The organism is Shewanella sp. HL-SH5 (assembly GCF_051163755.1).
GTDB classification, from domain to species: Bacteria; Pseudomonadota; Gammaproteobacteria; order Enterobacterales; family Shewanellaceae; genus Shewanella; species Shewanella glacialimarina.
In genome coordinates this window covers 3,944,185-3,964,877 of the sequence record NZ_CP195038.1, presented here as the reverse complement: position 1 = coordinate 3,964,877, position 20,693 = coordinate 3,944,185, and the positions used below count along the sequence as shown (strand labels likewise).

The window sequence follows — 20,693 nt, the reverse complement described above, 5'->3', positions numbered from 1 at the left end:
TGCTTTGCATCAGCAAAGCACCTGGTTTAACTCCTTCAGGAGAGAAACGTGAAAGACTTATTAAAGTTTCTTAAACAGCAAAGTAAGACTGAAGAATTTAGCGGAATTAAAATTGGATTGGCTTCGCCTGATCTAATCCGCTCTTGGTCATTTGGTGAAGTTAAAAAACCAGAAACCATTAACTACCGTACATTCAAACCTGAACGTGAAGGTTTGTTCTGTGCGCGTATCTTTGGTCCAGTTAAAGATTACGAATGTTTGTGTGGTAAATACAAACGTCTTAAGCACCGTGGTGTCATTTGTGAAAAGTGTGGCGTAGAAGTTACCCAGACTAAAGTGCGTCGTGAGCGCATGGGTCACATTGAACTGGCTAGCCCAGTTGCACATATTTGGTTCTTAAAATCATTACCGTCTCGTATCGGCTTAATGTTAGATATGACGTTACGTGATATTGAACGCGTACTGTACTTTGAATCATTTGTTGTGATCGAGCCTGGCATGACCACGCTTGAACGCGGTCAAATGTTGACCGAAGAAACGTATTTAGATGCGTTAGAAGAGTACGGCGATGAGTTCGAAGCGAAGATGGGTGCTGAGGCAGTTTTAGAATTGCTACGTGCTATCGATCTTGAGCAACAAATCGAGCAAATGCGCGAAGAGTTACCATCAATAAATTCAGAAACTCGTCGCAAAAAAGTGACCAAGCGTTTGAAATTGATGGAAGCATTTTTCACATCTGGCAACAAGCCAGAGTGGATGATCTTAAAAGTGTTACCGGTTCTTCCACCTGATCTACGCCCATTAGTGCCGTTAGATGGTGGTCGCTTCGCGACATCTGATCTTAACGATCTATATCGTCGTGTGATTAACCGTAACAACCGTTTGAAGCGTCTGTTAGATTTAGCTGCGCCTGACATTATCGTACGTAACGAAAAGCGTATGTTACAAGAGTCAGTTGATGCGCTATTAGATAACGGTCGTCGTGGTCGTGCTATTACCGGTTCTAACAAGCGCCCGCTTAAATCTTTGGCTGATATGATCAAAGGTAAGCAAGGTCGTTTCCGTCAGAACTTACTTGGTAAGCGTGTTGACTACTCTGGTCGTTCGGTAATTACCGTAGGTCCTACTTTACGTTTGCACCAGTGTGGTCTTCCTAAGAAGATGGCTCTTGAGCTATTTAAACCATTTATCTATGGCAAATTAGAAGGTCGTGGCCTAGCTACAACCATCAAAGCTGCTAAGAAAATGGTTGAGCGTGAACAGGCTGAAGTATGGGATGTGTTAGACGAAGTAATTCGTGAACATCCAGTCATGCTTAACCGTGCACCAACACTTCACAGACTAGGTATTCAAGCATTTGAACCTGTTCTGATTGAAGGTAAAGCGATTCAATTACATCCGTTAGTTTGTGCGGCATACAACGCCGATTTCGACGGTGACCAAATGGCGGTACACGTACCATTAACGCTTGAAGCTCAGTTAGAAGCTCGTGCGCTAATGATGTCTACCAACAACATTTTGTCACCTGCTAACGGTGAGCCAGTAATTACGCCGTCTCAAGACGTTGTATTAGGTTTGTACTACACAAGTCGCGAATGTATTAATGGCCGCGGTGAAGGTATGGCATTCTCTGACGTGTCAGAAGTAGAGAAAGCTTATGCTACTGGTGCTGTTGAGATACATGCACGCGTTAAAGTACGTGTTACAGAGACAACTATCGCTGAAGATGGTGAAAGAACTAAGGCTACTCGTATCGTTGATACAACAGTAGGACGTGCGCTTTTATCATTAATTCTGCCTGAAGGCTTATCATATGATTTGGTTAACCAAAACATGGGTAAGAAGCAGATTTCTAAATTGTTGAACACTTGTTATCGTCAACTAGGTCTTAAAGATACTGTTATCTTTGCTGACCAGTTAATGTATACCGGTTTCCGTTTTGCAACCATCTCTGGTGCCTCTGTAGGTATCGACGACATGGTTATTCCTGACGAGAAATATACCTTAGTTGCAGATGCTGAAGCTGAAGTGCTTGAAATTCAAGAGCAGTTCCAGTCTGGTCTAGTAACTGCCGGTGAGCGTTACAACAAAGTCATCGATATCTGGGCATCTGCCAACGAAAAAGTATCGAAAGCGATGATGGAAAACCTGTCAATTGAGACAGTGATTAACCGTGATGGCGTGCCAGAGCAACAAGCTTCGTTTAACAGCATCTATATGATGGCTGACTCGGGCGCTCGTGGTAGTGCTGCACAGATCCGTCAGCTAGCGGGTATGCGTGGTTTGATGGCTAAGCCTGATGGCTCAATCATTGAAACCCCAATTACGGCTAACTTCCGTGAAGGCCTAAACGTACTTCAGTACTTTATTTCTACTCACGGTGCGCGTAAAGGTCTTGCCGATACCGCATTGAAAACAGCTAACTCGGGTTATCTAACTCGTCGTCTTGTTGACGTTGCACAAGATTTAGTGGTTATTGAAGATGATTGTGGTGTTGAACACGGTCTAACAATGAAGCCGCTTATTGAAGGTGGTGATGTTGTTGAGCCATTGCGTGAACGCGTACTGGGTCGTGTGGTTGCTATTGATGTATTGAAGCCAGGTACTGAAGAAGTATTAGCGCCGCGTAATACATTACTAGACGAAGCATGGTGTGACACATTAGAAGAGCACAGCATCGATGAAGTTATCGTACGCTCTGTAATTACCTGTGACACAGATTTTGGTGTGTGTGCGGCATGTTACGGTCGTGATTTGGCTCGTGGTCATATTATTAACCACGGTGAAGCGATTGGTGTTGTTGCGGCGCAATCTATTGGTGAACCTGGTACACAGTTAACCATGCGTACGTTCCACATTGGTGGTGCGGCATCTCGAGCTTCTGCAGAAAACAACGTTCAAGTTAAGAACGCGGGTTCTCTGAAGTTACACAATGCTAAGCATGTTTCTAACATTGACGGTAAGCTTGTAATTGTTTCTCGTTCATCTGAACTAGCCATCATTGATGAACTAGGTCGTGAGAAAGAACGTTACAAAGTGCCTTACGGTACCGTTTTAGAAAAACTGGAAGATACTGAAGTGGCAGCTGGCGACATAATCGCTAACTGGGATCCACATACGCATCCAATTATTTCTGAAGTTGCCGGTACAGTTAAGTTCGTTGACATGATCGACGGCGTAACCATGACACGTCAAACCGACGAGTTAACAGGTCTTTCTTCTGTTGTTGTACTTGACGTTGGTGCACGTACTTCAGCGGGTAAAGAAATGCGCCCAGCAATCCGCTTAGTGGATGCTAATGGTAATGACTTAATGATCCCTGGTACAGAAGTACCAGCTCAATACTTCTTACCAGGTAATGCGATTGTAGCAAAAGATGATAACGCGAAAATTAACGTTGGTGACGCATTAGCACGTATTCCTCAAGAATCGTCTAAAACACGTGACATCACCGGTGGTCTTCCACGTGTTGCTGACTTATTCGAAGCGCGTAAGCCAAAAGAGCCTGCAATTCTTGCAGAAATCTCTGGTACTATTTCGTTCGGTAAAGAAACTAAAGGCAAGCGTCGTCTAGTGATTACTCCTGCCGATGGTGGCGATCATTATGAAGAGATGATCCCTAAGTGGCGTAACTTAAACGTGTTCGAAGGTGAAAAAGTCGAACGTGGTGAAGTTATTGCTGACGGCCCAGAAGCGGCACACGACATCTTACGTCTTCGTGGTATACATCATGTAGCAAACTACATTGTTAACGAAGTACAGGACGTTTACCGCCTCCAGGGTGTGAAGATCAACGATAAACATATCGAAGTGATCATTCGTCAGATGCTACGTAAGTGTATTATCACTTCGTCAGGCGACACTGACTTCTTAGAAGGTGAGCAAGCTGAAGTGGCTCGCGTTAAGATCGCTAACCGCGAACTTGAAGCGCAAGGCAAGATGCCGGCATTGTTTGAGCGTGATTTATTAGGTATAACTAAAGCTTCTTTAGCTACCGAATCATTCATCTCAGCAGCATCGTTCCAAGAAACGACTCGTGTGTTAACTGAAGCTGCAGTCGGTGGTAAGAGTGATCCATTACGTGGTCTGAAAGAAAACGTAATCGTAGGTCGTTTGATCCCAGCGGGTACTGGTTATGCTTATCATAAGACTCGTAACGAAGAACGTGCTAAAGCAGCCGCTTCTGGTGGCAAGGTTGAAGCACCAAAAGTGACAGCAAGCGAAGCTGAACAGAACTTAGCAGACTTACTTAATTTGGCAGGAAGCTAAGATTAAGTTGCGAAAATGTTAATAAAAGGCGCCTTTGGCGCCTTTTTTATTCGAATTTCGATCAAAAGTTGGCTATTTCTTGACAGATTGGCATTACCTTTCTAAAATTCCGCGTCCCACCATTGTGGGATATAGATTTTTCACACCTAATTGTTGAGTTATTCAACTGTCGGAGCTATACATGGCAACTGTAAACCAGTTGGTACGTAAGCCACGTGCGCCAAAAGTCGAAAAGACTAATGTGCCTGCGTTGAATGCGTGCCCACAAAAACGTGGTGTTTGTACTCGTGTGTACACTACAACACCAAAAAAACCAAACTCTGCTCTACGTAAAGTAGCTCGTGTGCGTCTTACTAACGGTTTCGAAGTAACTTCGTACATCGGTGGTGAAGGCCATAACTTGCAAGAGCATAGTGTAATCTTAATCCGTGGTGGTCGTGTTAAAGACTTACCCGGTGTGCGTTACCACACTGTTCGTGGCGCATTAGATTGTGCAGGCGTGACTACACGTCGCCAAGGCCGTTCTAAATACGGTGCTAAGCGTCCTAAGTCTTAACGTATCCCGTTAGAAGTAAGGCCAAGCTAGTATTATTTAACATTCCAGTTTTGGAAATACCTGAAGCATACGGAGAATTAATATGCCAAGACGTCGCGTTGTAGGACAACGTAAAATCCTACCAGATCCAAAGTTTCACAGTGAGTTGTTGGCTAAGTTCATCAACGTCATTATGCAAGACGGCAAAAAGTCGACTGCAGAAAAAATTATCTACAAGGCGTTAGATGTTGTCGCTGAAAAGAAAAGCGAAGATCATTTATCTATCCTTGAAGCAGCTCTTGATAACGTACGTCCATCAGTCGAAGTTAAATCTCGTCGCGTTGGTGGTTCTACTTATCAAGTACCATGTGAAGTTCGTCCAGTGCGTCGTAACGCACTAGCGATGCGCTGGTTAGTTGAAGCTGCTCGCAAACGTGGTGAAAAATCTATGGCTCTACGTCTAGCAGGTGAAATGCTAGATGCGTCTGAAAACAAAGGTACTGCGGTTAAGAAACGTGAAGACGTTCACCGCATGGCAGAAGCTAACAAAGCGTTTGCTCATTACCGTTGGTAATATAATGGGGCGGGCATTAGCCCGCTCCATATTGTTGATATTGTCTAAAGCAAATTTTGCTTTAGTTGAGAGGGTATAATCGTGGCTCGTACAACCCCAATTGAGCGTTACCGAAATATCGGCATCGTCGCTCATGTGGACGCAGGTAAAACTACCACAACTGAACGTGTTTTGTTCTATACCGGTCTGTCTCATAAAATTGGTGAGGTGCATGACGGCGCCGCCACTACGGACTGGATGGTACAAGAGCAAGAGCGTGGTATAACAATTACCTCGGCTGCTGTTACCACTTTCTGGCGTGGTATGGATGCTCAGTTCACTGAACACCGTATTAATATCATCGATACCCCAGGTCACGTTGATTTCACTATTGAAGTAGAGCGTTCATTACGTGTGTTAGATGGTGCAGTTGTTGTCTTCTGTGGCTCATCAGGCGTTGAACCTCAATCAGAAACCGTATGGCGTCAAGCTGACAAATACCACGTTCCGCGCATTGTATTTGTTAACAAGATGGATCGTACTGGTGCTGACTTTGACCGTGTTATTAAACAAATCCGTAATCGTCTTGGAGCCACTTGTGTACCTATTCAAATGAATATTGGTACAGAAGAGGATTTTAAAGGGGTTATTGATTTGATTAAGATGAAAGCCATCAATTGGTCTGAAGAAGATCAAGGGATGTCATTCACTTATGAAGAAATTCCAGCACATCTTGTTGCTAAGGCAACAGATATGCGTGAGTACCTTGTGGAAGCTGCTGCTGAAGCCTCAGATGAACTGATGGATAAATACTTGGAAACAGGTGAACTTTCAGAAATCGAGATTAAGCATGCATTGCGTCAGCGCACTATCAATAATGAAATTGTCTTAGCAACCTGTGGTTCAGCATTTAAGAACAAAGGTGTTCAGGCGGTGTTAGATGCGGTGGTCGACTTCTTACCCGCTCCAGTTGATGTACCTGCAATTAAGGGTATTGATGAGGAAGAGCAAGAAGTAGAACGTCCATCTGATGATAATGCCCCATTTGCGGCATTAGCATTTAAGATAGCCACTGATCCATTTGTTGGAACACTTACCTTTATCCGCGTATATTCCGGTGTACTTCAATCAGGTGCAGCCGTTTACAACTCTGTTAAACAGAAACGTGAACGAATTGGTCGTATGGTGCAAATGCATGCAAATGATCGCTCTGAGTTAAAAGAAGTACGTGCTGGTGATATCGCTGCGGCAATTGGTTTAAAAGATGTCACAACAGGTGATACTCTTTGCGATATAGATCACAAAGTGATTCTAGAACGCATGGAGTTCCCAGAACCAGTAATTACCATTGCTGTTGAGCCTCGTTCAAAAGCAGACCAAGATAAAATGGCGATTGCGTTGCAAAAATTAGCAGCGGAAGACCCTTCTTTCAAAGTCGAAACTGATGACGACTCTGCTCAAATACTGATATCTGGAATGGGTGAGCTACACTTAGACATTATCGTTGACCGTATGCGTCGCGAATTTGGTGTTGAGTGTAACGTAGGTAAACCTCAGGTTGCCTATCGTGAAACTATTCGTTCCAGTGTTGAAGTAGAAGGTAAGTTTATACGCCAATCCGGTGGGCGAGGTCAATTTGGTCATGTATGGCTAAGAATTGATCCACGCGAAGAAGGTGAAGGCTATGAATTTGTCAATGAAATTGTTGGGGGTACAGTTCCTCGTGAATTTATTCCTGCCGTTGACAAAGGTATTCAAGAACAGATGAAGAACGGCGTTTTAGCTGGCTACCCTGTACTTGACGTAAAGGTCACTTTATTCGATGGTTCATATCATGATGTGGATTCGAATGAGATGGCATTTAAGATTGCGGGTTCTATGGGCTTCAAAAAGGGTGCGCTAGAAGCTACCCCTGTGTTGCTCGAACCTTGTATGAAAGTAGAAGTGACTACTCCTGAAAATTATATGGGCGACGTAGTAGGTGACTTAAACCGCCGTCGTGGCATAATTGAAGGTATGGAAGATGGCATCGCTGGTGTTAAACTTATCCAAGCAGTAGTCCCTCTATCTGAAATGTTTGGTTATGCAACTGATTTGCGTTCAGCATCTCAGGGTCGTGCTTCATACTCTATGGAGTTCTTGAAGTACGCAGATGCACCGCAAAACATTGCAAAAGCGATTATAGAATCTCGTAACTAATATTGGTTACGGCATAAATGTTATATTGCTCGAATTAAACGAGCACTTCTGAAAAAGAAAGGAATATATCGTGGCAAAAGCTAAATTTGAACGTAAAAAGCCTCACGTAAACGTAGGCACCATCGGTCACGTTGACCATGGTAAAACAACTTTAACTGCAGCTATTTCTGCTGTGTTAGCTAAGACTTATGGTGGTGAAGTGCGTAACTTCGCTCAAATCGATAACGCTCCAGAAGAGCGTGAGCGCGGTATTACCATTAATACTTCTCACATCGAATATGACACACCAATTCGTCACTATGCACACGTCGACTGTCCAGGTCACGCGGATTATGTTAAAAACATGATCACTGGTGCTGCACAGATGGATGGCGCAATCTTAGTAGTTGCTGCTACAGACGGCCCAATGCCACAAACACGTGAGCACATCCTACTTTCTCGTCAAGTAGGTGTACCTTTCATCATCGTATTCATGAACAAATGTGACATGGTTGATGACGAAGAGCTATTAGAATTAGTAGAAATGGAAGTGCGTGAGCTTCTTTCAGAATACGACTTCCCAGGTGATGACTTACCAGTTATCCAAGGTTCTGCATTAAAAGCGTTAGAAGGCGATGCGGCATGGGAAGGTAAAATTCTTGAGCTTGCAGAAGCACTAGATACTTATATTCCAGAGCCAGAGCGTGACATCGATAAGCCATTCCTACTACCAATCGAAGACGTATTCTCGATTTCAGGTCGTGGTACAGTGGTAACTGGTCGTGTTGAGCGTGGTATTGTACGCGTATCAGACGAAGTTGAAATTGTAGGTGTTAAAGACACAACTAAAACAACTTGTACTGGCGTAGAAATGTTCCGTAAGCTACTTGACGAAGGTCGTGCTGGCGAGAACTGTGGTGTGTTATTACGTGGTACTAAGCGTGATGACGTAGAACGTGGCCAAGTACTAGCTAAGCCTGGTTCAATCAACCCACACACTACTTTCGAATCAGAAGTATACGTGTTATCAAAAGAAGAAGGCGGACGTCACACTCCATTCTTCAAAGGATACCGTCCACAGTTCTATTTCCGTACAACGGACGTAACTGGTACTATCGAATTGCCAGAAGGCGTAGAAATGGTAATGCCTGGTGACAACATCAAGATGGTTGTTACTTTGATTTACCCAATCGCGATGGACGACGGTTTACGTTTTGCTATCCGTGAAGGTGGCCGTACAGTTGGTGCTGGTGTTGTAGCTAAAATTATTGCTTAATTGCGAATTTAGTTAACACTGAAAAAGGAAGCTTAGGCTTCCTTTTTTATTGTAAAAAATTTACTAGTATTTTGACAATAATTGTGTAAAATGCTGCGCAACGAATTGTGTAGACTTATTTTAATATAACGCACAAAGGGCCTTGATCTTATAAACCAGATCTGTATAATTGCCCACTCGCTGCACTAGTGCAGTGAGCGAAAGAAGAGTCGATTAGGCTTTTCATATTCATAGCGACTCCGATTGGGAGTCGAACGGTTAAATCATCTCGCTCTGCATTTCCGATCAGGAAGTAGCAAGAGGGTGATTTTTTATGTGTCCATTTTAGGAGCTCTGGTCAATGCAGAACCAAAGAATCCGTATCCGCTTGAAAGGCTTTGATCATCGTTTAATTGATCAGTCTACAGCGGAAATCGTTGAAACTGCTAAGCGTACAGGCGCGCAGGTCCGTGGTCCTATTCCACTACCTACACGCAAAGAGCGTTATACCGTTTTGATCTCTCCGCACGTTAACAAAGATGCTCGTGATCAGTATGAAATTCGTACACACAAGCGCTTAGTTGACATCGTAGAGCCAACAGAAAAGACAGTAGACGCGCTAATGCGTTTAGATCTTGCGGCTGGTGTCGACGTTCAGATTAGCTTAGGTTAATTGAGATCCTTAGAAGAGGTTTGAGAGATGGCTATCGGTCTTATTGGTCGTAAAGTGGGTATGACTCGCATCTTCACTGAAGATGGTACGTCAATCCCAGTAACAGTTATTGAAGTAGCTGGCAACCGTGTTACTCAAGTGAAAACTTTAGAAACTGACGGCTACCGTGCACTACAGTTAACTACAGGTACCAAAAAAGCCAATCGCATCACTAAAGCAGAAGCAGGTCATTTTGCCAAGGGCGGCGTAGTTGCCGGTCGTGGTTTATGGGAAGTGCGTCTAGCAGATGGTGAAGGCGAAGGCATTGAAGTTGGTGCTGAGCTTAATGTTGATATTTTCGCAGAAGTGGCGAAAGTAGACGTTACCGGTCAATCAAAAGGTAAAGGTTTCCAAGGCGGCGTTAAGCGTTGGAACTTCCGTACCCAAGATATGACTCACGGTAACTCTTTGGCTCACCGCTCGAATGGTTCTATCGGTCAGAACCAAACGCCCGGTCGTGTATTCAAAGGCAAGAAGATGTCAGGCCATATGGGTGCTGAACAAGTAACTACTCAAAATTTACACGTTGTACGTGTTGATGCAGAGCGTAACTTGATATTAGTACGCGGCGCTGTTCCAGGCGCTACCAATGGTGACTTGATTATCAAGCCAGCAGTTAAAGCTTAAGGTCTGAGGAGATAGTAATGGAATTGGTATTGAAAGACGCGCAGAGCGCTCTTGAAGTTTCCGAAACTACCTTCGGCCGTGACTTTAACGAGGCATTGGTTCATCAGGTAGTTGTAGCTTACGCTGCAAACGCACGTCAAGGCACTCGTGCCCAAAAGACGCGCGCGGAAGTTATTGGCTCAGGCAAAAAGCCTTGGCGCCAAAAAGGCACTGGCCGTGCTCGTGCCGGTAGTGTTAAAGGCCCAATCTGGCGTGGCGGTGGCGTAACATTCGCTGCTAAAACTCAAGATCACAGCCAAAAAGTTAACAAAAAGATGTACCGTGGTGCTCTTCGTAGCATATTTTCGGAATTGGTACGTCAAGAACGTTTAGTTGTTGTTGAATCATTTAGTGTTGAAGCTCCTAAAACTAAAGAGTTGAAAGCTAAATTAGCAGCAATGAACTTACAAGATGTTCTAATTGTTACTGCAGAAGTTGATGAGAATTTATTCTTAGCAGCTCGCAACTTATACAAAGTTGACGTACGTGACGTTGCGGGTCTAGACCCAGTAAGTCTAATTGCGTTTAACACTGTTCTTGTTACTGCTGATGCAGTGAAGCAAATTGAGGAGATGCTAGCATGATCACCGAAGAACGTTTGCTAAAAGTTATTCTTGCTCCGCACATCTCTGAAAAGAGTACTGTTGTTGCAGAGAAAAACAACACTGTAGTTTTCCGCGTAGCAATCGATGCGACTAAAGCAGAGATCAAAGCTGCAGTAGCGAAGCTATTTGAAGTTGAAGTAGATACAGTTCGCACTTTAGTTAACAAAGGTAAAACCAAACGTACTGGCGCCCGTACTGGCCGTCGCAGCGATTGGAAAAAAGCTTATGTTACTTTAGCTGCTGGTGCTGACATCGATTTCGTCGGCGGCGCTGAGTAAGCAAAGGAGAATTATCATGGCAGTTATTAAGTGTAAGCCAACCTCTCCAGGTCGTCGCCACGTAGTTAAAGTGGTGAATACGGACCTGCATAAGGGTAAACCTTTTGCTGGCCTGTTGGCGAGAAAAACTAAAAGTGGTGGCCGTAACAATACTGGCCGTATCACTGTCCGTCACATCGGTGGTGGTCACAAGCAACATTACCGTCTAATCGACTTCAAACGCGATAAAGATGGAATTCCAGGAAAAGTTGAGCGTATTGAGTACGATCCAAACCGTACTGCGCACATTGCTTTAGTATTATACGCAGATGGTGAGCGTCGTTATATTCTTGCTGCTAAAGGCATGAAATCTGGCGATCCAATCCAATCTGGTAATGATGCTGAAATCAAAACTGGTAACGCTAAACCGTTACGCAACATTCCTGTTGGTTCAGTTGTTCACGCAGTAGAAATGAAGCCTGGTAAAGGTGCTCAAATCGCTCGTTCAGCTGGTGCCTATGTACAAGTTGTTGCTCGTGATGGCGCATATGCAACTCTACGTCTTCGCTCTGGCGAAATGCGTAAAGTTCCAGTTGATTGCCGCGCGACATTTGGTGAAGTTGGAAATGCCGAACACATGCTACGCCAATTAGGTAAAGCAGGTGCTAAGCGCTGGAGAGGCGTACGCCCAACAGTGCGTGGTGTTGCAATGAACCCAGTAGACCATCCACATGGTGGTGGTGAAGGCCGTACTTCTGGTGGACGTCATCCAGTGAGTCCATGGGGTGTGCCAACTAAGGGTTATAAAACTCGTAGTAATAAGCGCACTGACAAGTACATCGTACGTCGTCGTAATAAATAGTAAGAGGATTCGCCATGCCACGTTCTCTCAAGAAAGGTCCCTTCATTGACCTGCACTTGCTGAAGAAGGTAGAGAAAGCGATGGAAGCGGGAGATAAAAAGCCAATTAAAACTTGGTCTCGCCGCTCAATGATCATCCCTAATATGATTGGGTTGACCATCGCTGTCCATAATGGTCGTCAGCACGTACCTGTGTTCGTAACTGACGAAATGATCGGCCACAAGCTTGGTGAATTTTCACCAACTCGCACTTATCGCGGCCATGCTGCAGATAAGAAAGCGAAGAAGCGTTAATACGGGAGGAATAAGATGGAAGTTTTAGCTAAACATCGTTTTGCTCGTACGTCTGCGCAGAAGGCCCGTCTAGTTGCTGATCAAATTCGCGGATTGCCTGTTTCTAAGGCACTCGAGATTTTGACATTCAGCCCCAAGAAAGCCGCCGTACTAGTTAAAAAAGTACTTGACTCAGCTATAGCAAACGCCGAACACAACGAAGGTGCGGATATTGATGAGCTTAAAGTTGGAGCCGTCTTCGTAGATGAAGGCCCAACTATGAAGCGTATCATGCCACGTGCCAAAGGTCGCGCTGATCGTATCATGAAGCGTACCAGCCACATTACTGTGGTTGTATCAGATCGCTAGGAGAAGAGAGCAATGGGACAGAAAGTACATCCTAATGGTATCCGTCTGGGTATCACTAAGCCTTGGATCTCTACCTGGTACGCAGATGGATCAGACTATGCAAATAATCTGAACAGCGACTGGGAAGTGCGTCAATATTTAACTGAAAAGTTAAAGGCCGCATCAGTATCTAAGATTGTCATTGAACGCCCAGCGAAAAGCATCCGCGTTACTATTCACACTGCCCGTCCAGGTGTTGTGATTGGTAAGAAAGGTGAAGACGTTGAAGTACTACGTGCATATGTGTCTAAAATCACAGGCACTACTGCTCAAATCAACATCGCTGAAATCCGTAAGCCTGAATTAGACGCTAAGCTTGTTGCTGACAGTATTGCACAGCAATTAGAGCGCCGTGTTATGTTCCGTCGTGCTATGAAGCGCGCGGTTCAAAACGCAATGCGTATTGGTGCTCAAGGCATCAAGGTTCAAGTTAGCGGCCGTTTAGGTGGTGCTGAAATCGCACGTGCAGAATGGTATCGTGAAGGTCGTGTACCTTTACATACTTTACGTGCTGATATCGACTATTCAACAGCTGAAAGTCACACGCAATATGGTGTGATTGGTATTAAAGTTTGGATCTTCAAAGGCGAAGTTCTAGACGGTATGATGCCTGCTATTGAAGAGCCAAAGCAGCAACCTAAGCGTAAGCCTCGTGGTAAATAGGAGAAACTTTAATGCTGCAACCTAAACGTATGAAGTTTCGCAAGATGTTCAAAGGCCGCAACCGCGGTCTAGCGAACGGTACTGAAGTTAGCTTTGGTACTTTCGGTTTGAAAGCAGTCGGCCGTGGCCGTTTAACTGCTCGTCAAATCGAATCTGCACGTCGTGCCATGACACGTCATGTTAAACGTCAAGGACAAATTTGGATTCGAGTTTTCCCTGACAAACCAATTACCTCTAAGCCTCTTGAAGTGCGTATGGGTAAAGGTAAAGGTAACGTTGAATACTGGGTATGTCAGATTCAACCTGGTAAGGTTCTTTATGAGATGGGTGGTGTACCTGAATCGTTGGCTCGTGAAGCCTTCGCTTTAGCATCAGCTAAACTACCTCTGAAGACTACCTTCGTAACTAAGACGGTGATGTAATGAAAGCGAGCGAACTAAGAGAAAAGAGCGTTGAAGAACTTAACGCTGAATTACTTGGTCTGCTGCGTGAGCAGTTTAACCTGCGTATGCAACACGCTACTGGTCAATTGACTCAAACGAATCAATTGAAACTAGTGCGTCGTAACATTGCACGTGTTAAGACCATTATTACTTCTAAGGCAGGTGCGTAATGTCTGATAAAATCCGTACTTTGCAAGGTAAAGTAATTAGCAACAAAATGGAAAAATCTATTACTGTTGCTATTGAGCGCCAAGTGAAACATCCTATTTATGGGAAGTACATCAAGCGTACTACTAAGATCCATGCACATGACGAAACTAATCAGTGTAATGAAGGTGACATAGTGACTATTAGTCAGTGTCGTCCTCTATCTAAGACTAAGTCTTGGACCCTAGCTGAAGTAGTAACCAAAGCCTAATTTTATGTTAGGTTAATCTAAACGGCTCCTTATTTTGGAGCCGTTTGTTTTTTTACTATGCAATCCGATATTGTGGTGTTATACTTGCGCGCCAAAATTGAGTAAAACTATCCTCATTTTTGGCTAAATATTGTCCCAATATTGGGATTTGTGTAGTAACGATAGCGGAGCACTTAAAATGATCCAAATGCAATCGACTCTAGACGTCGCATGTAATAGTGGCGCACGTAGAGTTCAGTGTATTAAGGTCTTGGGTGGCTCTCATCGTCGTTATGCCGGTATCGGCGACATTATCAAAGTTTCTGTTAAAGAAGCGATTCCTCGCGCTAAAGCGAAGAAAGGTGATGTATATAACGCGGTGGTAGTCCGTACTAAGAAAGGCGTACGTCGTCCAGACGGTTCTGTCATTCGCTTCGATCGGAATGCAGCGGTATTGCTTAACGCAAACCTTGCACCGATTGGTACTCGTATCTTTGGACCAGTGACACGTGAATTGCGTACTGAGCAATTTATGAAGATTGTCTCTCTGGCACCTGAAGTACTGTAAGGAGCTTTCAAAATGGCAGCAAAAATCCGTCGTGAAGACGAAGTGATTGTATTAGCAGGTAAAGACAAGGGTAAACGCGGTAAGGTTTCTCAAGTTCTACCTACTGGTAAATTAATTGTTGAAGGCATCAATCTCGTTAAGAAACACCAAAAGCCAAACCCACAATTGGGCGTAGCTGGCGGCGTTATCGAGAAAGAAGCACCGATGCAAACATCAAACGTAGCGATCTTTAACCAAGCCACAGGCAAGGCAGATCGTGTTGGTTTCCGATTTGAAAACGACAAAAAAGTCCGTTTTTATAAATCGAACAGCGAACTCGTTAAGTAATTTGGAGTAAACGATGGCGAAACTGCATGATAAATATCAAGAGACTGTGATCGCTGAACTAGCTAAAAAGTTCGGTTATAGCAGTGTCATGCAAGTCCCTCGGATTGATAAAATCACCCTTAATATGGGTGTTGGTGAAGCTGTTGCAGATAAGAAAGTTATGGAGCACGCGCTTCGTGACATGACTGCAATCGCTGGCCAAAAGCCAATTGTAACTGTTGCTCGTAAATCAGTTGCTGGCTTTAAAATCCGTGAAGGCTACCCTATAGGCTGTAAAGTTACCCTGCGCGGTGAGCGCATGTGGGAATTTTTAGAGCGTCTAGTTGACATTGCAATCCCACGTATTCGTGATTTCCGTGGCTTAAGCGCTAAAGCGTTTGACGGTCGTGGTAATTACGCAATGGGTGTGAAAGAACAGATCATCTTCCCTGAGATCGATTACGATAAAATCGATAAGATTCGTGGTATGGATATTGTTATCACTACTACTGCGAAAAATGATGAAGAAGGTCGTGCTTTGTTGACCGCTTTTAACTTCCCATTTAAGAAATAAGGGTAGCATAATGGCTAAAACTTCTATGAAAGCACGTGAAGCAAAACGTGCACAGCTCGTAGCTAAGTATGCTGAAAAGCGTCTAGCACTTAAAGCTACTATCAGCAGCCCAGAGACTTCGGAAGAAGATCGTTGGGATGCGGTACTTAAGTTGCAAGCACTACCACGTGATTCAAGCGCATCGCGTCAACGCAATCGCTGTAATCAAACTGGTCGCCCACATGGCTTCTTACGTAAATTCGGCTTAAGCCGTATTAAATTACGTGAAGCAACCATGCGTGGTGAAGTTCCTGGCCTACGTAAGGCCAGCTGGTAAGCACTTGTACGGAGTAAGCTAATATGAGCATGCAAGATCCTATTGCGGATATGTTAACCCGTATTCGTAACGGCCAAGCTGCTAACCACGTATCTGTAAAGATGCCTTCAGCTAAGTTAAAAGTAGCAATTGCGAAATTACTTAAAGATGAAGGTTTCATTACTGACTACGCCGTAGCAGATGAAGCTAAGCCTGAATTAGAAATTACATTAAAGTACTTTCAAGGCAAACCAGTCGTTGAGACTATCCAGCGCGTAAGCCGTCCTGGTCTTCGTATTTACAAAGGTAAAGACGAACTTCCAAAGGTTATGGGCGGTCTGGGTATCGCAATTGTGTCCACTTCTAAAGGCTTGATGACTGATCGTGCCGCCCGCCAATTTGGCTCGGGTGGCGAGGTTATCTGCTACGTAGCGTAAGGAGTTAGTAATGTCTCGTGTTGCAAAAGCACCAGTCACTATCCCTGCTGACGTAGAGGTGACTTTAAACGAACAGACTTTAACTGTCAAAGGCAGTAAAGGAAGTCTGACTCGAGTAATCAACAATGCGGTAAATGTTGTTATCGAAGATGCACAAGTTAAGTTTCTACCTGTCGAAGGCTTTGAAAAAGCTTGGGCACAGGCAGGTACTGCACGTGCACTAGTAAACAATATGGTTGTTGGTGTATCTCAAGGTTTTGTGAAAAAACTTAAACTTGTTGGTGTAGGTTACCGTGCGAAAATCGCTGGTAGTGACTTAGACTTAACATTAGGTTTCTCACATCCATTAGTACACAAGCTACCCGCAGGCGTGACAGTAGAATGTCCTAGCCAAACTGAAATCGTCCTAACAGGCGTTGATAAACAGTTGGTTGGTCAAGTTGCTGCAAACATTCGTGGTTACCGTCCACCAGAGCCTTATAAAGGTAAAGGTGTTCGCTATGACGACGAAGTTGTACGCCGTAAAGAGGCTAAGAAGAAGTAGGTAACGCGATATGGATAAGAAAACATCTCGCTTACGTCGCGCTACTCGTGCACGTAAGAAGATCCAAGAGCTAGGCGTGAATCGTCTGGTTGTACATCGTACACCGCGTCACATTTATGCTCAGGTTATTAGTCCTGAAGCTCAGGTGTTAGCTGCCGCTTCAACTGTTGAAAAAACAGTTAAAGAGCAACTAAAGAGTACCGGAAACGTAGATGCGGCCAAAGCAATTGGTAAACTAGTTGCTGAGCGTGCGATCGAGAAGGGCGTGGCTACTGTTGCGTTCGACCGTTCTGGTTTCAAGTATCACGGACGTGTGGCTGCATTAGCAGACGCTGCTCGTGAAGCTGGCCTGAAGTTCTAAGGGGTTATAAATGGCTAAATTAGAAGCTCAGCAAAAAGACGATTTGCAAGAAAAATTGATTGCAGTTAATCGTGTTTCTAAAGTAGTTAAGGGCGGTCGTATCTTTAGCTTCACAGCACTAACAGTAGTGGGTGACGGTAACGGTAAGATTGGCTATGGCTATGGTAAAGCACGTGAAGTTCCAGCAGCGATTCAAAAAGCTATGGAAAAAGCGCGTCGTAACATTGTGACCGTTGAGTTGAATGCAGGTACTCTGCATCACCCAGTTAAAGGTCGTCATACAGGTTCACTTGTGTACATGCAACCAGCATCACAAGGTACTGGTATTATTGCCGGTGGCGCAATGCGTGCCGTATTGGAAGTAGCAGGCGTTCATAACGTTCTGTCAAAAGCATACGGTTCTACTAACCCGATCAACATCGTTCGCGCTACAGTCGATGCGTTGGTGCACATGAAGTCACCTGCTCAAATCGCTGCTAAACGTGGCCTGAATGTTGACGAAATTCGGGGATAATGCACCATGGCTACTAAAACAGTTAAAGTAACACAGACCAAAAGCAGCATCGGTCGTTTACCAAAACACCGAGCTACCCTAACAGGTTTAGGTCTGCGCCGTATTGGTCATACAGTTGAACTTGAAGATACTCCTTCAGTTCGCGGTATGATTAACAAGGTTTACTACATGGTTTCGGTGGAGGAATTAGGATAATGCGTCTAAATACTCTATCTCCAGCAGCAGGTTCTAAATCTGCTCCTAAGCGTGTTGGCCGAGGTATTGGTTCAGGTTTAGGTAAAACAGCAGGTCGTGGTCATAAGGGACAAAAGTCTCGTTCTGGCGGCGGTGTGCGTGTAGGTTTTGAAGGCGGTCAAATGCCTCTTAAAATCCGTTTACCTAAGTTCGGCTTTACATCTCGCAAAGCTTTGGTTTCAGCTGAAGTTCGTTTACTCGAACTAGCAAAAGTTAACGGTGATGTCATCGATTTAAACACTCTGAAAGCTGCGAACGTTATTACTCGCAATATCCAGTTTGCGAAAATCGTTCTTTCAGGTACCATTGAGCGCCCAGTGACTGTAAAAGGTCTAAAGGTAACCAAAGGTGCACGTGCAGCTATTGAAGCTGCCGGTGGCAAGATCGAGGAATAATACGTCGATGGCAAAACCAGGACTTGATTTAAAAAGCGCGAAAGGTGGTTTATCTGAACTGAAAACTCGCCTTCTGTTCGTGATTGGTGCGATTATCGTCTTTAGAGCCGGTTCGTTTGTACCAATTCCTGGTATTGACGCAGCTGTATTAGCAGAGCTTTTTGCTCAGCAAAAAGATACCATCCTTGGCATGTTTAACATGTTCTCGGGTGGTGCTTTAGAGCGTGCCTCTATCTTCGCATTAGGTATCATGCCGTATATTTCGGCATCGATTATTATGCAGTTATTGACTGTTGTGCATCCTGCACTTGCTGAATTGAAAAAAGAAGGCGAGTCAGGGCGTAAAAAGATAAGTCAATATACTAGATATGGCACACTTGTACTGGGTACATTGCAATCTATCGGTATCGCGACAGGTTTACCGAATTTAGTTCCTGGCCTCGTGGCCAATATTGGATTTGGTTTTTACTTTGTTGCTGTTGTAAGTTTAGTCACAGGAACTATGTTCCTAATGTGGTTAGGCGAACAGATTACCGAACGTGGTATTGGTAATGGTATCTCGATATTAATTTTCGCAGGTATTGTTGCAGGATTACCATCGGCTATCGGCTCAACAGCCGAGCAGGCGCGTCAAGGTGACTTGAATGTATTGGTACTACTGTTGCTCGCGGTTATTGTATTTGCTGTAACTTATTTTGTAGTGTTTGTGGAACGTGGACAGCGTCGAATCGTTGTTAACTATGCTAAACGTCAACAAGGCCGTAAGGTTTTTGCTGCGCAAAGCACTCATTTACCACTTAAAGTAAATATGGCAGGTGTAATTCCACCAATATTTGCATCCAGCATTATTTTGTTTCCAGGCACACTGGCTCAGTGGTTTGGACAAAATGAGTCTATGTCATGGCTAAGCGATTTCGCTTTAGCTGTGTCCCCTGGACAACCGCTGTATTCATTATTGTACGCGACAGCAATTATCTTTTTCTGTTTCTTCTATACTGCGTTGGTCTTTAATCCACGCGAAACAGCTGATAATTTGAAAAAGAGTGGTGCATTCATTCCTGGGATTCGTCCCGGTGAACAGACTTCGCGTTACATTGATAAAGTAATGACACGTTTAACCTTAGCGGGTGCGTTGTATATTACCTTTATCTGCTTAATTCCGGAGTTCATGTTAATTGCGTGGAAAGTACAGTTCTATTTTGGCGGTACTTCGCTACTAATTATAGTAGTCGTGATCATGGACTTCATGGCTCAGGTTCAGACCCATATGATGTCTCATCAATATGAGTCTGTGATGAAGAAAGCTAATTTAGTCAACAAAGCGAATTTAGATCGCTTTGGAAAATAAGTTAGCTTTTACGGAGTGATGAAATGAAAGTTCGAGCTTCCGTGAAGAAGATCTGCCGTAATTGCAAGATCGTCAAGCGTAGTGGTGTTGTTCGCGTTATATGTGTTGAACCTAAACACAAACAGCGTCAAGGCTAAGTAAGAAGTTGGTCAGCCCAATAATGGGCTGACCAAAAATATTGTTTGCAAATTTGTTGTCTGTCGAGTATCCTTTCGGGCTTTTCGCAGATAGCCTTTAACATTTAAGGAGTGCATAGTGGCCCGTATCGCTGGCATTAACATTCCTGATCAAAAGCATACAGTCATCGCATTGACTGCTATTTTTGGTATTGGACGTACAAGCGCAAGAGCAATCTGTGCTGCTACTTCAATTGCTGAAGATGCTAAGATCAAGGAATTGAGCGAAGCTCAAATAGATATCCTACGCGAAGAAGTCGCCAAATATGCTGTAGAAGGTGACTTACGTCGTGAGATTTCAATGAACATCAAGCGTCTTATGGATCTTGGTTGTTATCGTGGTCTCCGCCATCGTCGTAGCCTGCCACTTCGTGGGCAACGTACTAAGACCAATGCGCGTACGCGTAAAGGTCCACGTAAACCAATCAGAAAGTAACGGGAAGGTAAACCAAAATGGCTAAAGTTCCGTCACGTTCTCCGCGTAAGCGCGTACGTAAACAGGTTGCAGATGGCATGGCTCATATCCATGCGTCTTTCAACAACACAATCGTAACCATTACCGATCGTCAAGGTAATGCTTTATCTTGGGCTACCTCAGGTGGTTCTGGTTTTCGTGGTTCACGTAAATCGACCCCGTTTGCTGCACAGGTTGCGGCAGAGCGTGCAGGTATTGCTGCGCAAGATTATGGTGTTAAAAACCTTGAAGTTTTTGTGAAGGGTCCAGGTCCAGGACGTGAATCAGCGATTCGCGCACTGAACGCAGTTGGTTATAAAATAACCAATATTACTGATGTGACACCTATCCCTCACAATGGTTGTCGTCCACCTAAAAAACGTCGTGTATAACACTACGTTATAGGATAGTT

At 44.2% G+C, this 20,693-nt stretch carries 30 protein-coding genes; all 30 read left to right on the top strand.

All coding sequences use genetic code 11. The annotated features are described in order from the left end of the window. Window positions 1-48: 48 nt before the first annotated feature. The 30 genes from rpoC (at window position 49) to rpsK (ending at window position 20,673) form a co-directional block, all read left to right on the top strand. Entirely contained in the window at window positions 49-4,269 is a 4,221-nt protein-coding gene (rpoC, locus tag ACRWQM_RS17375; protein WP_434927795.1) for a DNA-directed RNA polymerase subunit beta', read from the top strand. 181 nt (window positions 4,270-4,450) lie between these two features. Next, entirely contained in the window at window positions 4,451-4,825 is a 375-nt protein-coding gene (gene rpsL / locus ACRWQM_RS17370; RefSeq protein ID WP_025823559.1) for a 30S ribosomal protein S12, read from the top strand. Between the two features lie 82 nt (window positions 4,826-4,907). Further along, entirely contained in the window at window positions 4,908-5,378 is a 471-nt protein-coding gene (rpsG, locus tag ACRWQM_RS17365) for a 30S ribosomal protein S7 (RefSeq protein WP_226411997.1), read from the top strand. Window positions 5,379-5,459: 81 nt separating this feature from the next. Next, window positions 5,460-7,556, top strand: coding sequence for an elongation factor G (fusA, locus tag ACRWQM_RS17360; RefSeq protein WP_434927797.1), 2,097 nt, complete (start codon window positions 5,460-5,462; stop codon window positions 7,554-7,556). Window positions 7,557-7,626: 70 nt separating this feature from the next. Then, window positions 7,627-8,811: an elongation factor Tu gene (gene tuf / locus ACRWQM_RS17355; RefSeq protein WP_434927790.1), complete on the top strand. Its 1,185-nt coding sequence runs from the start codon at window positions 7,627-7,629 to the stop codon at window positions 8,809-8,811. A 340-nt stretch (window positions 8,812-9,151) separates the two neighbouring features. After that, window positions 9,152-9,463 (top strand): 30S ribosomal protein S10, encoded by a 312-nt coding sequence (gene rpsJ / locus ACRWQM_RS17350; protein WP_011635639.1) that lies wholly within the window; start codon window positions 9,152-9,154, stop codon window positions 9,461-9,463. Window positions 9,464-9,490: 27 nt separating this feature from the next. After that, window positions 9,491-10,129: a 50S ribosomal protein L3 gene (gene rplC, locus ACRWQM_RS17345; RefSeq protein WP_226411991.1), complete on the top strand. Its 639-nt coding sequence runs from the start codon at window positions 9,491-9,493 to the stop codon at window positions 10,127-10,129. A 17-nt stretch (window positions 10,130-10,146) separates the two neighbouring features. Beyond that, window positions 10,147-10,752 carry a 50S ribosomal protein L4 gene (rplD, locus tag ACRWQM_RS17340; RefSeq protein WP_226411989.1) on the top strand — a complete coding sequence of 202 codons (606 nt, stop codon included), beginning with the start codon at window positions 10,147-10,149 and terminating at the stop codon, window positions 10,750-10,752. Further along, a complete protein-coding gene (gene rplW, locus ACRWQM_RS17335) occupies window positions 10,749-11,051 on the top strand; it encodes a 50S ribosomal protein L23 (protein WP_226411987.1) in 303 nt (100 codons plus the stop codon). Before rplD ends, rplW begins: the two co-directional genes overlap by 4 nt. Before the next feature lie 16 nt (window positions 11,052-11,067). Then, window positions 11,068-11,892 (top strand): 50S ribosomal protein L2, encoded by an 825-nt coding sequence (gene rplB / locus ACRWQM_RS17330; RefSeq protein WP_226411985.1) that lies wholly within the window; start codon window positions 11,068-11,070, stop codon window positions 11,890-11,892. 14 nt (window positions 11,893-11,906) lie between these two features. Further along, the gene (rpsS, locus tag ACRWQM_RS17325) at window positions 11,907-12,185 is read left to right on the top strand and encodes a 30S ribosomal protein S19 (protein WP_006083596.1); all 279 of its coding nucleotides are present in this window, start codon (window positions 11,907-11,909) and stop codon (window positions 12,183-12,185) included. Between the two features lie 15 nt (window positions 12,186-12,200). Further along, the gene (gene rplV, locus ACRWQM_RS17320) at window positions 12,201-12,533 is read left to right on the top strand and encodes a 50S ribosomal protein L22 (protein ID WP_160056441.1); all 333 of its coding nucleotides are present in this window, start codon (window positions 12,201-12,203) and stop codon (window positions 12,531-12,533) included. Window positions 12,534-12,545: 12 nt separating this feature from the next. Further along, window positions 12,546-13,235: a 30S ribosomal protein S3 gene (rpsC, locus tag ACRWQM_RS17315; RefSeq protein ID WP_226411984.1), complete on the top strand. Its 690-nt coding sequence runs from the start codon at window positions 12,546-12,548 to the stop codon at window positions 13,233-13,235. Between the two features lie 11 nt (window positions 13,236-13,246). Then, window positions 13,247-13,657 carry a 50S ribosomal protein L16 gene (gene rplP, locus ACRWQM_RS17310; RefSeq protein ID WP_124017689.1) on the top strand — a complete coding sequence of 137 codons (411 nt, stop codon included), beginning with the start codon at window positions 13,247-13,249 and terminating at the stop codon, window positions 13,655-13,657. Beyond that, window positions 13,657-13,848, top strand: a complete 192-nt coding sequence (gene rpmC, locus ACRWQM_RS17305; RefSeq protein ID WP_006083592.1) for a 50S ribosomal protein L29 — start codon at window positions 13,657-13,659, stop codon at window positions 13,846-13,848. The genes rplP and rpmC overlap by 1 nt, the downstream gene beginning before the upstream one ends. Next, window positions 13,848-14,096, top strand: coding sequence for a 30S ribosomal protein S17 (gene rpsQ, locus ACRWQM_RS17300; RefSeq protein ID WP_188922997.1), 249 nt, complete (start codon window positions 13,848-13,850; stop codon window positions 14,094-14,096). Before rpmC ends, rpsQ begins: the two co-directional genes overlap by 1 nt. 178 nt (window positions 14,097-14,274) lie before the next feature. Next, on the top strand, window positions 14,275-14,643 hold the full coding sequence (gene rplN / locus ACRWQM_RS17295) for a 50S ribosomal protein L14 (RefSeq protein WP_011494644.1): 369 nt from the start codon (window positions 14,275-14,277) through the stop codon (window positions 14,641-14,643). A gap of 12 nt (window positions 14,644-14,655) precedes the next feature. After that, window positions 14,656-14,970, top strand: coding sequence for a 50S ribosomal protein L24 (gene rplX, locus ACRWQM_RS17290; protein ID WP_226411983.1), 315 nt, complete (start codon window positions 14,656-14,658; stop codon window positions 14,968-14,970). A gap of 13 nt (window positions 14,971-14,983) precedes the next feature. Continuing rightward, window positions 14,984-15,523: a 50S ribosomal protein L5 gene (gene rplE, locus ACRWQM_RS17285; protein ID WP_226411982.1), complete on the top strand. Its 540-nt coding sequence runs from the start codon at window positions 14,984-14,986 to the stop codon at window positions 15,521-15,523. A 10-nt stretch (window positions 15,524-15,533) separates the two neighbouring features. Next, window positions 15,534-15,839 carry a 30S ribosomal protein S14 gene (gene rpsN / locus ACRWQM_RS17280; RefSeq protein ID WP_226411981.1) on the top strand — a complete coding sequence of 102 codons (306 nt, stop codon included), beginning with the start codon at window positions 15,534-15,536 and terminating at the stop codon, window positions 15,837-15,839. Window positions 15,840-15,862: 23 nt separating this feature from the next. Beyond that, a complete protein-coding gene (gene rpsH / locus ACRWQM_RS17275) occupies window positions 15,863-16,255 on the top strand; it encodes a 30S ribosomal protein S8 (RefSeq protein ID WP_188959299.1) in 393 nt (130 codons plus the stop codon). 10 nt (window positions 16,256-16,265) lie between these two features. Then, complete coding sequence (gene rplF / locus ACRWQM_RS17270) at window positions 16,266-16,799, top strand: 50S ribosomal protein L6 (protein ID WP_226411980.1); 534 nt, start codon at window positions 16,266-16,268, stop codon at window positions 16,797-16,799. 10 nt (window positions 16,800-16,809) lie between these two features. After that, entirely contained in the window at window positions 16,810-17,160 is a 351-nt protein-coding gene (gene rplR / locus ACRWQM_RS17265; RefSeq protein ID WP_188843805.1) for a 50S ribosomal protein L18, read from the top strand. A gap of 10 nt (window positions 17,161-17,170) precedes the next feature. Continuing rightward, window positions 17,171-17,674 (top strand): 30S ribosomal protein S5, encoded by a 504-nt coding sequence (gene rpsE / locus ACRWQM_RS17260; protein WP_076502247.1) that lies wholly within the window; start codon window positions 17,171-17,173, stop codon window positions 17,672-17,674. 6 nt (window positions 17,675-17,680) lie between these two features. After that, window positions 17,681-17,869, top strand: coding sequence for a 50S ribosomal protein L30 (gene rpmD / locus ACRWQM_RS17255; RefSeq protein ID WP_226411979.1), 189 nt, complete (start codon window positions 17,681-17,683; stop codon window positions 17,867-17,869). Next, a complete protein-coding gene (rplO, locus tag ACRWQM_RS17250; RefSeq protein ID WP_226411978.1) occupies window positions 17,869-18,303 on the top strand; it encodes a 50S ribosomal protein L15 in 435 nt (144 codons plus the stop codon). The genes rpmD and rplO overlap by 1 nt, the downstream gene beginning before the upstream one ends. A 7-nt stretch (window positions 18,304-18,310) precedes the next feature. Further along, entirely contained in the window at window positions 18,311-19,651 is a 1,341-nt protein-coding gene (gene secY / locus ACRWQM_RS17245) for a preprotein translocase subunit SecY (RefSeq protein WP_226411977.1), read from the top strand. A 23-nt stretch (window positions 19,652-19,674) separates the two neighbouring features. Next, complete coding sequence (gene rpmJ, locus ACRWQM_RS17240) at window positions 19,675-19,788, top strand: 50S ribosomal protein L36 (protein WP_006083579.1); 114 nt, start codon at window positions 19,675-19,677, stop codon at window positions 19,786-19,788. Window positions 19,789-19,906: 118 nt separating this feature from the next. Beyond that, complete coding sequence (gene rpsM, locus ACRWQM_RS17235) at window positions 19,907-20,263, top strand: 30S ribosomal protein S13 (protein WP_226411976.1); 357 nt, start codon at window positions 19,907-19,909, stop codon at window positions 20,261-20,263. 17 nt (window positions 20,264-20,280) lie between these two features. Then, complete coding sequence (gene rpsK / locus ACRWQM_RS17230; RefSeq protein WP_011635661.1) at window positions 20,281-20,673, top strand: 30S ribosomal protein S11; 393 nt, start codon at window positions 20,281-20,283, stop codon at window positions 20,671-20,673. Window positions 20,674-20,693 lie beyond the last annotated feature (20 nt).